Consider the following 12911-nt stretch of genomic DNA (forward strand, 5'->3'; position numbering starts at 1 on the left):
GGATTCAGACCCCACCTACACCCTTGATTCCGAAGAGCCTCGTAACGATGACCTCATCCAACGTCACATAGTGCGAACCGTCACCCATGAGCGCAATCTTCGCGGCGTTCACGGCCGTGCATGCCGCGACCGCATTCCGCTCGATGCACGGAATCTGTACGAGCCCACCGATCGGATCACAGGTCAACCCGAGGTGATGCTCCATCGCAATCTCGGCCGCATTCTCAACCTGCGCGGGCGTACCGCCGAGCACCTGCGCGAGCGCACCCGCAGCCATCGACGCCGCCGAACCGACCTCACCCTGGCAACCCACCTCGGCGCCCGAGATTGAAGCCTGCTTCTTATAGAGCACCCCGATGGCCGCTGCGGTGAGCAAGAAGTCATCGATGACCTGCTGCTTGCGCTCGGCCGACCACTCGGCCACATCCGGCGCATAGTGCGTCGCATAAAAGAGCGCCGCCGGAATGATGCCCGCCGCACCGTTCGTCGGTGCCGTCACCACGCGACCACCCGAGGCGTTCTCCTCATTCACGGCAATCGCGACGAGGTTGAGCCACTCCTGCCAGAAACGCGGATGCCGGTCAGCATCCTGTTCGCGCAGGCGCCGGTGCCACTCGGGGGCGCGGCGGGGCACATTGAGGCCACCCGGCAGGTTGCCGGTGCGCAAGATCGCCGCATCCTTGCACTGCTCCATAACCTGCCAGATGTTCGCCAGACCGGCCCGCACTTCAGCCTCGCTGCGCTGGACGAGCTCGTTCGCGAACATGACTTCGGGAATCGACAGGCCACTCGCCTCGGTGTGCGCGAGGAGCTGCTCGGCGGTCTCGAAGGGGTACGGCAGTACATCCGGAGTCAGTTCGGTGGCCGCGGGTTCCGCTCCCTCACGCTCGACAAACCCGCCGCCGATTGAGAAGTAGGTCTCGTCACGCAGGCTGGTGCCGTCACCGGCGAGCGCGGCGAAGCGCATCCCGTTCGAGTGCCGTTCGAGCACGGTGAGCGGATGCTGAATAAGATCGTCGAGCCCGTACCGAAGCACCGTCGGTTCGCTGAGTTGTGCACCAAGTTGCAACTCACCGGTTGAAGTGATGCGCGCCATTGCCGCCTCAACCTCGTCCTGTTGCACCGTCTCGGGGTCGTAACCCTCGAGCCCGAGGAGCGCCGCTGGGAAGGTGCCGTGGCCGCGTCCGGTCGCCGCGAGGGAACCATAGATATCGACGCGCAGTTCGGCTATGCGCGCGAGATCACCTGCCTCAATCAAGCCCGCGACAAATTCGCGCGCGGCGCGCATTGGCCCGACCGTGTGCGAACTCGACGGACCGATGCCGACCTTGAACAGGTCGAAAACGCTGATCACCACAGTGCGATGTGCGGGTGCTCGCTAGAGCGTGACGTCGTTTTCGGCGGCGTACTCTTCAGCGCTGAGCAGGGTGCCCTCTTCGCTGACCTCAACCTTGATGAACCAAGCGCCATACGCGTCGGTGTTTACGAGCGCGGGGTCGTCAACGACCGCGTCGTTGACCTCGACGACCTCGCCGCTCACCGGAGCGAAGAGTTCTGAGACTGCCTTCGTCGACTCAACCTCACCGAAGGTCTCACCGACCGTGATCGTGTCGCCGACGGCGGGAAGCTCGATGTAGACCATCTCACCGAGTTCGTCGGCGGCGACCTGGGTGATGCCGATGGCGGCGGGGCTTTCGTCGGTGATCCACTCGTGTTCGCTCGTGTATCGCAGGCCGGTCTTCACAGTGCTCATGGTGCTGCTCCTTTGCTGTGCTGGGGTTTGAATAATGCGGATGCGGTTACTTCGCGCGCTGATAGAACGGCAGCTCGACCACGTCGAACGGCTCGCGTTTGCCACGCAGATCCACCTCGACGGTCGTGCCGATCTCGGCGTAGGCCGGGTCGATCTGCGCCATCGCAATCGGGTACCCGAGGGTGGGGCTCGGCTGTCCGCTCGTGATGCGGCCAATCTCCGCGCCCCCGGGAACGTGCACGGTATAGCCGGCACGACCCGCGCGACGACCCTGCCCGCGCAGGCCCACGAGTACGCGCGTGCGCGGTGCATCCTTGGCCGTTTCGAGCGCCTCGCGGCCGACGAACGATTCTTCCTTCTTGAACGAGACGACGCCTCCAAGTCCCGCCTCGAACGGCGAGATGTCGAGGCCAAGTTCGTTGCCGTAAAGCGGCATGCCAGCTTCCATGCGCAGCGAGTCGCGGCAGGCGAGGCCGGCCGGAATCAGGCCGTGCGGCTCGCCAGCCTCGAGCAGTGCTCGCCACAGGGCCGGCAGGTCGTCGTTCGCGGCGTAGAGCTCGAAGCCGTCTTCGCCCGTGTAGCCAGTGCGGGCAAGCAGCACCTCAACGCCGGCGACCGTCGCGTCGGCGGCCGAATAGAACTTCAACTCGTCGACGAGCGCCTGCTGCGCCTCAGGCATGAGGCCGCGCAGGATCTCCACCGACTTCGGCCCCTGCACTGCGATGAGCCCGGTCGTGAGCGATTCATCTTCGAGCACGACGTTGAAGCCCGGTGCCCGCTCGGCAAGCGTTGCCGACACAACTTCGGCGTTGCCAGCGTTCGGCACGACGACGAACTCTTCGTCACCGAGGCGGTAGGTAATGAGGTCGTCGATGATGCCGCCGGTTTCATTCGTGAGGAGCGAATACTTCGCGCGGCCCACGGCGATCGCAGCGAGGTTGCCGGCGAGCGCGCTATTGAGGAAGCGCGCGGCATCGGGGCCGGTGACGCGAATTTCGCCCATGTGCGAAAGGTCGAATAGCCCGGCCGCCTCACGCACGGCCTGGTGTTCGGCGAGTTCGCGCGAATAGCGCAGCGGCATTTCCCAGCCGCCAAACTCGGTGAAGTTGGCGCCGAGCTGCGCGTGCTCGTCGTAGAGGGCAGTGCGCTTCGGTTCAGTCATCGTGCAGTCCTTCTCTCGTGCGTGGCGGCTACTCGGCGGTTTCGAACGCTTCGGGCGGCGGGCAGGAGCACACCAGATTGCGGTCGCCATAGGCACCTTCGATGCGCGAGACCGGCGAGAAGTACTTCTGCTCGCGCAGGCTCGCAACCGGGAATGCGGCCTGCTCGCGGCTGTAGGGGTAGGGCCACTCATCGCCGGTGACGACGATGGCCGGATGCGGTGCGTTGCGCAGCACCGACTGCTCGAGTTCAACTTCGCCGTCGATGATCGCCTGGATCTCGGCGCGAATGACGATCATCGCCTCGATGAAGCGATCGATCTCGCCGAGGTCTTCCGACTCGGTCGGCTCGACCATGAGCGTGCCGGCGACCGGGAACGCGAGGGTCGGCGCGTGGAAACCGAAGTCGATGAGCCGCTTCGCCACATCCTCGGCGGTCACGCCCGAGGCGGCCGTGAGGGCGCGCAGATCAAGGATGCACTCGTGGGCCACGAGGCCGGTTTCGCCGGTGTAGAGCACCGGGAAGTGTTCGGTAAGGCGTGCGGCAATGTAGTTCGCGCTGAGGAGCGCGATCTTCGTCGCGACCGTGAGCCCTTCGCCGCCCATCATGGCGATGTAGGCGTAGGAGATCGGCAAAACGCCGGCCGATCCGAAGAGGGTCGCGACTACCGGCACACCCTCGGCGACGTGGAACTCTCCCGTCGGGTCGCCCGGCAGGAACGGCACCAGGTGCTCGGCAACCGCAACCGGACCAACACCCGGGCCACCGCCACCGTGCGGAATCGCAAAGGTCTTGTGCAGATTGAGGTGCGACACATCGCCACCGAACTTGCCGGGCTTCGCGAGGCCGACGAGTGCGTTCATATTCGCGCCGTCGATGTAGACCTGGCCCCCGGCGGCATGCACGCGCTCGCACACATCGCGCACATCGGCGTCGTAGACCCCATAGGTTGAGGGGTAGGTGATCATGATCGCTGCGAGCGCATCGCGGTGCTGTTCGATCTTCGCGTCGAGGTCGGCGAGGTCGATCGTTCCGGTGTCGGTGTTCTTCACGACGACGACGCGCATCCCAGCGAGCACCGCCGAGGCCGCGTTCGTGCCGTGCGCCGAGGCGGGGATGAGGCAGATGTCACGCTGCGCATCCCCGTTGGCGAGGTGGTAGCGGCGAATGGCGAGCAGGCCCGCGTACTCGCCCTGCGAGCCAGCGTTCGGCTGCAGCGAGATACCCGCGTAGCCGGTGATTTCGATGAGGCGACCTTCGAGATCGGCGATGAGTTCGCGCCAACCGGTCGATTGCTCGGCCGGCACATAGGGGTGAATTTTCGCGAACTCGGGCCACGAAATCGACTCCATCTCGGCGGTCGAATTGAGCTTCATGGTGCACGAGCCGAGCGGAATCATCGAGCGGTCAAGCGCGAGGTCGCGGTCCGAGAGCTTCCGCAGGTAACGGAGCATCTGCGTTTCCGAGCGCACCGAATTGAAAATCGGATGCGTGAGGTACTCGCTCGTGCGCACGAGGGCTGGGTCGAAACCGAAGTCGCCGGGCTCGTGGCGAGCATCCTCATTGATGGCTGCATCAAAGACGGCCGCGACGCCCGCGACGGTGGCTGCGTCGGTCGTTTCGTCGAACGAGGCACTCAGCGTGTCGGCGTCGATGCGGCGCAGGTTGTAGCCCGCTTCGACCGCCGCTTCGGCGAATCCCGCAGCCTGGCCGGGGACGCGCACGCGCACGGTGTCGAAGAAGGAGTCGCTTGCGAGCTCGAAACCTGCGGCCCGGAGTGCGTCAGCAAAGTCGCGCGCATGGGCGTGGGTGCGCTCGGCGATCGCCTTGAGGCCACCGGGCCCGTGATAGACGACATACATGGATGCGGTGATCGCAAGGAGTGCCTGCGCGGTACAGATATTGCTCGTCGCCTTTTCGCGGCGGATGTGTTGCTCGCGAGTCTGGAGGGCGAGGCGATAGGCCGGGCGACCCTGCTGGTCCTTCGAGACGCCGACGAGCCGACCCGGCAGATTACGCTCGAGACCCTCGCGCACGGCAAGGTAGGCGGCGTGCGGGCCGCCGAAGAAGAGCGGCACGCCCAGGCGCTGGGTGTTGCCAACGGCGATGTCCGCATCCTGTTCACCGGGCGGGGTGATGAGGGTGAGGGCGAGGAGGTCAGCAATGATCGTGACCATCGCGCCACGTTCTTTCGCGGCCGCGATGATTTCGTGCTGATCGACGACGGCGCCGTTGTCGCCGGGCTGCTGCAATACGATGCCGGCGATCTCGCCTTCGGGAAGGCTTTCGCTCAAATCGGTGACCTCGACCTCGAAGTCGAGCGCTTCGGCCCGACCCCGCACCACCGCAATGGTCTGCGGGAAGATGTTCGCGTCGAGCACGATCTTTGCGCTCGCCTTCGCCTTGTTTGCGCGGCGCATGAGCAGCACCGCTTCGGCTGTGGCCGAGCTCTCATCAAGCATGGATGCATTGGCAATCGGCAGACCGGTGAGGTCGGCCACCATGGTCTGGAAGTTGAGGAGCGCTTCGAGGCGGCCCTGTGAGATTTCGGCCTGGTAAGGCGTGTAGGCGGTGTACCAGGCGGGGTTCTCGAGCACCTTGCGCAGGATGATCGGCGGGGTGAAGGTGCCGTAGAAGCCCTGGCCGATGAGTTGCGTCTTGACCACGTTCTTGTTGGCGAGCGCGTGGAGATCGGCGAGGATCTGCTGTTCGCTGCGGCCCTCGGGGAGGTTGAGCGGCTCGTGTTCGCGGATGTCGGCGGGGACTGCCGCATCAACGAGCGCGTCGACCGAGTCGTAGCCGAGCGCGTCGAGCATGGTGCGCTGATCTTCGGGCGTGGTCACGCCAATGTGACGCGAGGGGAACGTGCCAGGCACAGGATGGGTGTTCACGAGGACCTCCGGGCTCTGCCGCGCAACCTTGCGCGACTTCCATTGTGGTCCTCCCCATCTGTGATGAGACCTGAGAGATTCGAGCGCGGGGTGTGCGCTCTTGCACCTTCGGTGAGCTCGGTTGCGGCCGAGCTGCTTTGCAGATGTGCCCAATCTTGGCGGTACGGGGGCCTGAGAGATTCGTGGGGAGGAATTGCTCCTACGGCGCCGGTTTGGGGGCCGGACTCTCCCGCCAAGATTCATTGGCGTGTTCGGTTATTGGGTCAAGGTTAGCGTGCTGCGACATCCTCGCGTGCAGAGGCGCCCTCCTCGCGTGCTGAGGCTCTCGAAGCACCGCCACTCGGCGCGAGCTTGAGCCCGACAACGGCACCAACGATGCCCGCAATGAAGACCGCCTTCGCCCACGAGAACACCTCGGCTCCGGTCGCCATCGCGTAGATCACCGTGAGCGCCGCGCCGATACCAACCCATACGGCGTAGGCCGTGCCGATTGGGATGTGTTTCGCCGCCCAGCCGAGGCCAAGCATGCTCAGCACGATCGCGATACCGAACACGATGGTTGGGCCCGGTTCGCTAAGTCCGTTCGACAGGCCCAGCGCCGTGGCCCACACCGCCTCAAACACCGCACTAATAACGAGCACGAGCCACGGCATCTAGCTCACCACCTTGAGGCCGACGATCGAGCCCACCAGCAGGAGTAACAACAGGATGCGCACAATCGTCGCCCGCTCTTCGCCGCGGATGATCGAGACAGTCACCGTAAGCGTCGCGCCGATGCCGACCCAGACGGCGTAGGAGGTGCCGGTGGGGAGTTCGCTCATCGCGTAGGCGAGCCCAATCATGCTCACCGTCATGGCGACGAAGAAGATGACCGTCGGCCAGAGTTTCTTGAAGCCCTTGGATGCGCCGAGCGCCGACGCCCAGACCGCTTCGAGTACGCCCGAAAGAATGAGGATGAGCCAAGCCATGACTAGCCTTCCGAGTCAGTCTTGTCGCTTGGCGGGTACTGCTCCCTCGTCCGCAGAACCCGTGGGGTTCTCTGCTCGAATTCTAGCTCGGCGTTTCGCGACCCCATGAATTGATCTGCGCGGGTTGGCCGGCCATCGACAGGTAACTGACCTGTACCGCCTGGAAATGGCAGCACTCGACCGCATTTCATAGCACGTTGCTATATTGCGCGCATGGCTCGTTTCGACCCCGCCCAGGCACCGGAGTTGATTCGGCGCGCCCGTTTGGATGCTGGCCTCACGCAGGCCGAACTCGCTCGCCGTGCGGACTTACGACAGCCGAGCCTCGCCCAGATGGAGTCAGGCGCGAGAAACGTATCCGCTGAGATGCTCGAACGCGTACTGCGAGCCGCCGACTACCGACCTTCATTGCCGCTCGCCGCTCACGCGGCCGAGATTGTTGCAGCAGCCGCCCGCCGAGGACTCTCCAACATTCGAGTGTTCGGTTCGACCGCTCAGGGGACAGATGGCTTTGAGAGTGACATTGATCTCCTGGTAACTCCCGGTCACACCACCGACCTCTTCGACTTGGCTTTGTTCAGTGACGACGTGCAGCGACTCACCGGGTTCCGAACAGACATCGTGTCAGACGGTGGCGATGAGGTGTTCCTGGCGGCAATCGCGCGTGAGGCAGTGCCCCTGTGATGTCTATGAGCGATGACCCTGGTTTCGAACCACGACCACGTCGTGAGACTGTGTCCGCCACAAGCTTCGACCGTGCCAATTTTCGGGCCGAGTTGCAGCGAATCCAACGACGAATTGACGCGGTGACGGCGACCGACCGCAAGGACTTCGCCGAAGGACATCCGAGCTACGACGTCGCGAGCATGATCATCATCCGACTTGCCGCGCTACTCGAGCGGACCGAGTTCCACGACGCAACGCAGCAACTGACTCTGGACGAAATTGCTGCGATCAAGACCACGAGAAATATCGTTGCCCATGCCGGGTATCGAGGAATGAACGATGACTTGTTTTGGGCCGCCGTGACGGTGCGAGTACCCAAGATGCTTGCCCGGTTGCTCGAGTGGGGTAAGGGCTGACGAAGCGTTACCCAGCATGGGAAGACTTGCCTTGAGGTCGAAGCGCGCAAGCTACCGAGACTTCACGGACTAGCGATCCGCTGCGAGCATCCCGTAGATTACCGTGTCGGTCCACTCACCCTTAGACCACCAGTCTTGGCGCAAATGCGCTTCGCGGGTCATCCCGACACGTTCGGCGAGGCGCGCCGAACCGGTGTTTCGTGCATCCATTTGTGCTGCGACCCGATGCACGCGGTAGTGATCAAAGGCGAGATCGAGCACGGCGGTCACGGCTTCGGCGGCGAAGCCCCTGCCACCGAAGCGCGGATCGAGTACCCAGCCGATCTCGGCGACTCGGCGTTCCGCGTCGGTGAACCAGAGGAGCGCCTCGCCAATCGGCTCGCCGGCATGCTCGATGGCGAGCACGAGCACCTTGGCCTCACCGTCGAGGTCATTCTTCGCAAGCCGCTCTTCGACCCGAGTCTCCGCGACCTCCTGAGTCCACGGCTCTTCCAGCAGGTAGCGCGCGACCTCGGGCTGGGAATAGAGGGCATGCATCCATGCAACGTCGCCAGCCTGATGAACTCGCAACTCGAGGCGCTCAGTGCTCATGGGCAGTGCTCCAGAAGTCATAGAGACACCCTGCTGCGGAGGAAATATTTGTGGAGCCTGGGGGAATCGAACCCCCGAACTCCTGCTTGCAAAGCAAGCGCTCTACCAATTGAGCTAAGGCCCCGATCGTGCGGATAGTGGAGCAAAGATGTTGTCAGCTTCAGCCGAAGAATCGCACAGGAATGAACGCTGCCAGTGCCTTGGGGTCACGGGTCACTTCGAACTCGCGAAGCATTTTGATGTACTCAGTCTTGTCGATCGCCCAGTCGTACTCCTCGATCGGGGCATCGTCTGGTTGTGCCGCGAAGAACACTAGGTCGGCTAGTAATCGGGTGCTGCGCCCATTCCCATCAACGAATGGGTGGATGCGGACAGTCTCGGCGTGGACCGCTATTCCCAAGTCCTGCGCAGTCCAGTCTGTCGTATTTTTCCACCGCCAACGGAGGTTTTCGAGGCTGGAGCGCAAATCGACAGCGATCTGCTCAGGAGCTACGCCAAGGTTCAGTTCCCTGATACGAAAGCGACCAGCCCAGGTCCAGATGTCGCCGTAGAGCCTGCCGTGGAGATCGCGGAGGAAGTGATCTGTAAGGAGCTCGTCAAGCCTGAGGGCACCGTCGATGATTTGCTCGATGTGTGCCTGGCGCACCTCGATGAGGATCGCCTGTTCAAAGTCATAGACCTCGGCCTTCGTTGGCTCAGCTCCGAGTTCAGAACGCGCAAACGTGGTCAGCGAATCAAGTTCATCCGGGTCGACCGGCGTTTCGCCGTAGTCCGGAGTTGCAGTCATCTTGCGATCTTCTTGCGGGTAGCAAGGAGTCGCTCCACCCGCTCAGTGCGCACATAACCTGCTGGCACCGCACGGTTTTCGATTGCCACGGAAGCTACGGCGGCGCGCTTAGAAGAGCGCCGAATTGCTTCGCGAGTAATCTCGTTTCGCTTCATCGAGGTCTCCTCCCAGGTCGTCAAACCTAGTCGTAATAGTACCTGCGACTTCTATCGCGAAATAGGGCCTTATAGAAAACGCAATGCCCGAAGGGAAAAATTTGTGGAGCCTGGGGGAATCGAACCCCCGACCTCCTGCTTGCAAAGCAGGCGCTCTACCAATTGAGCTAAGGCCCCGAACAGGTGGGATGGTGGGGCTACAAGGACTTGAACCTTGGACCTCTTCGTTATCAGCGAAGCGCTCTAACCGCCTGAGCTATAGCCCCGTGACCCATGTACACCCTGTGCGGATGTGTTCGGCACAAGGAGTGACTCTACACCGGGGTTGGGGGTGGGTGCAAGTTGAGGGGGTGGTGGTCTCGATACGCGCTTCGCGCTACTCGACCAACCAGAAGTGCCTACGGCCTACTCGATCAACCAATGGGTGAATCGAGTAGGCCGTAGGCAGGGCCGAGACCGGGTCGCGGCTTACGAGTTGGTGAAGCCGAAGATGAGGCCGCCGGTGAGGCGCACCGACAGGTTGTAGAGGAACGCGCCGATGGCAGCGAGCGCCGTGGTCACGATGATCTGCAGCACAGCGCAAATGCCAGCGAACGCGAGGATGCCCGGGAAGCTCACGAACGTCGACACTGTCACACCGGTCGAGCCGGTGACATCGTTGAGCAGGCCGTCAACCGAGGAGATCACGCCGGTCTGTTCCACGACCACCCAAACGAGGATCGCCGCAACGACCATGACGATGGCGATCACCAGCGACGCCACGAGGGCGAGCTTGACGACCGACCAGAAGTCAATGTGCACGAGGCGCAAGCGCACCTGCTTGGTGGCTGTGCGGCGCTCCGACTTCTTAGCGAGCTTGTCTGCGACTGAGGTCATGACTACCGATCCTAACGCTCAGCGCCGTTGTCGTCGCCCTCGGCGTCATCCGCATCAGCAGATTCGCCCTCGACAACAACTTCGTCTGCAATCTCAGCGGTAGCCTCAGCCACGACCTCGGCCGATGCATCCTCGGCGTCTTCGCCCTCAGCATCCTCGTCACCGAGCTCACGTTCGGTGTTGCGCGCAATGCCGAGCACGATGTCGCCCTCATCGGGCCGGGCGAACACGACGCCCATCGTGTCGCGACCCTTCGCCGGCACCTCAGCGACATCAGAGCGCACGACCTTGCCCGATTCGAGAATGACGAGCACCTCGTCGTCTTCGTGCACGAGGATCGCGCCGGCAATCGCGCCGCGCTCATCCGATTGCTTCATCACCTTGATACCGAGGCCGCCGCGACCCTGGATGCGGTAGTCCTGCACCGAGGTGCGCTTGGCATAGCCGCCCTCAGTGACCGTAAACACGAAGAGGTTCTCGTCGGTGCCAACGGCCGCGTTGATGAGTTCATCGCCCTCGCGGAACGACATGCCCTTGACGCCCGAGGTGTCACGACCCATGGGTCGCAGCTGCTCGTCGTCAGCAACAAAGTGCAGCGATTGGCCGAAGTGCGAGAACAGGAAGATGTGGTCGCCCTCGTTCACCGCCATCGCCGAGACGAGCTCGTCACCGTCGCGCAGGTTGATCGCAATGACACCGGCCTGGCGGTTCGTGTCATAGAGCGACAGGCGCGTCTTCTTCACGAGGCCATTGCGGGTCGCAAGCACGAGGTAGTCGTGGTCTTCGTAGTTTTCGAGGTCGAGAATCTGCGCCACTTCTTCGTCGGGCTGTAGCGGCAGCAGGTTCGCGATGTGCTGACCCTTCGAGTCACGCCCGGCCTCAAGCAGCTCGTACGCCTTCGTGCGATACACCCGGCCGAGGTTTGTGAAGAACAGCAGCCAGTGGTGCGTGGTGGTGACAAAGAAGTGCTCGACGACATCGTCGGCGCGCAGCTGCGCACCCTTGACGCCCTTGCCGCCGCGGTGCTGCGAGCGATAGTTGTCGGAGCGGGTGCGCTTGATGTAACCACCCCGGGTCACGGTGACGACCATCTCTTCGACCGGGATGAGGTCTTCGTCGCTTACGCCGCCCTCAAACCCACGGAGGATTTCGGTGCGACGGTCGTCGCCAAAGCGACGCACGATCTCGGTGAGCTCTTCCGCAATGATTGCGCGCTGCTGCTCGGGCGAAGCGAGGATGCCCTGGTACTCGGCGATGAGCTTTTCAAGTCGCTCAGCCTCATCCATGATCTTCTGACGCTCGAGCGCGGCGAGACGACGCAACTGCAGGTTGAGAATGGCCGACGCCTGAACCTCATCGACATCAAGCAGGTCCATCAAGCCCTGGCGCGCAATCTCGACCGTTTCAGAACGACGAATGAGCGCGATGACCTCATCGAGCATGTCGAGTGCCTTGAGGTAGCCGCGCAACACATGCACTTCTTCCTCGGCCTTGCGCAGACGGTAGGCCGTGCGACGCACGATGACCTCGATCTGGTGCGCGGTCCACGCCGAGATAAAGCCATCAAGCGCAAGCGTGCGCGGGGCGCCGTCAACGATCGCGAGCATGTTCGCGCCGAACGTCTCCTGCAGCTGGGTGTGCTTGTAGAGATTGTTGAGCACGACCTTCGCGACGGCATCCCGCTTGAGCACGAGCACGAGCCGCTGACCGGTGTGACCACTGGTCTCATCGCGAATGTCAGCGATGCCCTGCAGCTTTGCATCCTTGACGAGCTCGGCGATCTTGTTCGCGAGGTTGTCGGGGTTGACCTGGTAGGGCAGCTCCGTCACCACGAGGCAGGTGCGGTTGCCAATCTCTTCGACGTTGACGACCGCACGCATCGTGATCGAGCCGCGGCCCGTGCGATAGGCCTCTTGGATGCCCTTGGTGCCGAGAATCTGCGCACCGGTCGGGAAGTCAGGGCCGGGGATGCGCTGAATGAGCGCTTCGAGGAGTTCTTCGCGGGTGGCATCTGGGTGTTCAAGCGCCCAGAGCGCACCTTCCGCGACCTCGCGCAGGTTGTGCGGCGGGATCTTCGTCGCCATACCGACGGCAATACCCTCCGACCCGTTGACGAGTAGGTTCGGGTAACGGGCTGGCAGGATGGTCGGTTCCTGCGTCTGGCCGTCGTAGTTGTCCATAAAATCGACGGTGTCTTCGTCGATATCGCGCACCATCTCGAGCGCGAGCGGCGCCATCTTCGTTTCGGTGTATCGCGGGGCTGCGGCGCCGTCGTTACCGGCTGAGCCGAAATTGCCCTGACCGAGCGCCAGCGGGTAGCGCATCGACCACGGCTGCACGAGGCGCACGAGCGCGTCGTAAATCGCCAAGTCACCGTGCGGGTGGAACTGACCCATCACGTCGCCGACAACGCGCGCGCACTTCGAGAACGACTTGTCGGGGCGGTAACCGCCGTCGTACATGCCGTAGATCACGCGGCGATGCACGGGCTTCAGGCCGTCGCGCACCTCGGGAAGCGCTCGGCCCACGATCACGCTCATCGCGTAGTCGAGGTAGGAGCGCTGCATCTCGAGCTGCAGGTCGACCTTGGTGATGTGGTCGGTTTCGTGCGGTTCGGTGGTCTGGTCGATCTCGTCTGCCATGTTCA

At 63.1% G+C, this 12911-nt stretch carries 12 protein-coding genes, 3 tRNA genes and 2 riboswitches; of the genes, 2 read left to right on the plus strand and 13 right to left on the minus strand.

Annotated elements, in window-relative coordinates:
* Nucleotides 1-4: 4 nt before the first annotated feature.
* The 6 genes from EG850_RS07535 to EG850_RS07560 all read right to left on the minus strand — a co-directional run bounded on the left by EG850_RS07535 (nucleotide 5) and on the right by EG850_RS07560 (nucleotide 6773).
* Nucleotides 5-1357 carry an L-serine ammonia-lyase gene (locus EG850_RS07535; protein WP_124972148.1) on the minus strand — a complete coding sequence of 451 codons (1353 nt, stop codon included), beginning with the start codon at nucleotides 1355-1357 and terminating at the stop codon, nucleotides 5-7.
* Between the two features lie 21 nt (nucleotides 1358-1378).
* Nucleotides 1379-1753, minus strand: coding sequence for a glycine cleavage system protein GcvH (gene gcvH, locus EG850_RS07540; protein WP_124972150.1), 375 nt, complete (start codon nucleotides 1751-1753; stop codon nucleotides 1379-1381).
* Between the two features lie 46 nt (nucleotides 1754-1799).
* Complete coding sequence (gene gcvT, locus EG850_RS07545; protein WP_124972152.1) at nucleotides 1800-2915, minus strand: glycine cleavage system aminomethyltransferase GcvT; 1116 nt, start codon at nucleotides 2913-2915, stop codon at nucleotides 1800-1802.
* A gap of 28 nt (nucleotides 2916-2943) precedes the next feature.
* Nucleotides 2944-5805 (minus strand): aminomethyl-transferring glycine dehydrogenase, encoded by a 2862-nt coding sequence (gcvP, locus tag EG850_RS07550; protein ID WP_124972154.1) that lies wholly within the window; start codon nucleotides 5803-5805, stop codon nucleotides 2944-2946.
* A 149-nt stretch (nucleotides 5806-5954) separates the two neighbouring features.
* Nucleotides 5955-6047: riboswitch (glycine riboswitch) on the minus strand.
* Between the two features lie 27 nt (nucleotides 6048-6074).
* Nucleotides 6075-6458 carry a DMT family transporter gene (locus EG850_RS07555; RefSeq protein ID WP_124972156.1) on the minus strand — a complete coding sequence of 128 codons (384 nt, stop codon included), beginning with the start codon at nucleotides 6456-6458 and terminating at the stop codon, nucleotides 6075-6077.
* Nucleotides 6459-6773, minus strand: a complete 315-nt coding sequence (locus EG850_RS07560) for a DMT family transporter (RefSeq protein ID WP_124972158.1) — start codon at nucleotides 6771-6773, stop codon at nucleotides 6459-6461.
* Nucleotides 6774-6782: 9 nt separating this feature from the next.
* Nucleotides 6783-6848: riboswitch (guanidine-III (ykkC-III) riboswitch) on the minus strand.
* Between the two features lie 138 nt (nucleotides 6849-6986).
* Here EG850_RS07560 and EG850_RS07565 point away from each other — a divergent pair.
* The gene (locus EG850_RS07565) at nucleotides 6987-7457 is read left to right on the plus strand and encodes a helix-turn-helix domain-containing protein (RefSeq protein WP_124972160.1); all 471 of its coding nucleotides are present in this window, start codon (nucleotides 6987-6989) and stop codon (nucleotides 7455-7457) included.
* A 122-nt stretch (nucleotides 7458-7579) separates the two neighbouring features.
* Complete coding sequence (locus EG850_RS07570) at nucleotides 7580-7855, plus strand: ribonuclease HepT family protein (protein WP_214609536.1); 276 nt, start codon at nucleotides 7580-7582, stop codon at nucleotides 7853-7855.
* Nucleotides 7856-7924: 69 nt separating this feature from the next.
* Here EG850_RS07570 and EG850_RS07575 read toward each other — a convergent pair whose 3' ends face one another.
* From EG850_RS07575 to gyrA, 7 genes are all read right to left on the minus strand, one after another.
* The gene (locus tag EG850_RS07575; protein ID WP_124972162.1) at nucleotides 7925-8446 is read right to left on the minus strand and encodes a GNAT family N-acetyltransferase; all 522 of its coding nucleotides are present in this window, start codon (nucleotides 8444-8446) and stop codon (nucleotides 7925-7927) included.
* Between the two features lie 51 nt (nucleotides 8447-8497).
* Nucleotides 8498-8570, minus strand: a tRNA-Ala gene (locus EG850_RS07580).
* 36 nt (nucleotides 8571-8606) lie between these two features.
* Nucleotides 8607-9233, minus strand: coding sequence for a Fic family protein (locus EG850_RS07585; RefSeq protein WP_124972164.1), 627 nt, complete (start codon nucleotides 9231-9233; stop codon nucleotides 8607-8609).
* 259 nt (nucleotides 9234-9492) lie between these two features.
* Nucleotides 9493-9565 (minus strand) — tRNA-Ala (locus tag EG850_RS07590).
* Between the two features lie 12 nt (nucleotides 9566-9577).
* Nucleotides 9578-9654, minus strand: a tRNA-Ile gene (locus EG850_RS07595).
* A 202-nt stretch (nucleotides 9655-9856) separates the two neighbouring features.
* Entirely contained in the window at nucleotides 9857-10264 is a 408-nt protein-coding gene (locus EG850_RS07600) for a DUF3566 domain-containing protein (protein WP_124972166.1), read from the minus strand.
* Between the two features lie 11 nt (nucleotides 10265-10275).
* Nucleotides 10276-12906 carry a DNA gyrase subunit A gene (gene gyrA, locus EG850_RS07605; RefSeq protein WP_124972168.1) on the minus strand — a complete coding sequence of 877 codons (2631 nt, stop codon included), beginning with the start codon at nucleotides 12904-12906 and terminating at the stop codon, nucleotides 10276-10278.
* Nucleotides 12907-12911 lie beyond the last annotated feature (5 nt).

It is taken from the genome of Gulosibacter macacae (assembly GCF_003865375.1).
Lineage (GTDB): Bacteria > Actinomycetota > Actinomycetes > Actinomycetales > Microbacteriaceae > Gulosibacter > Gulosibacter macacae.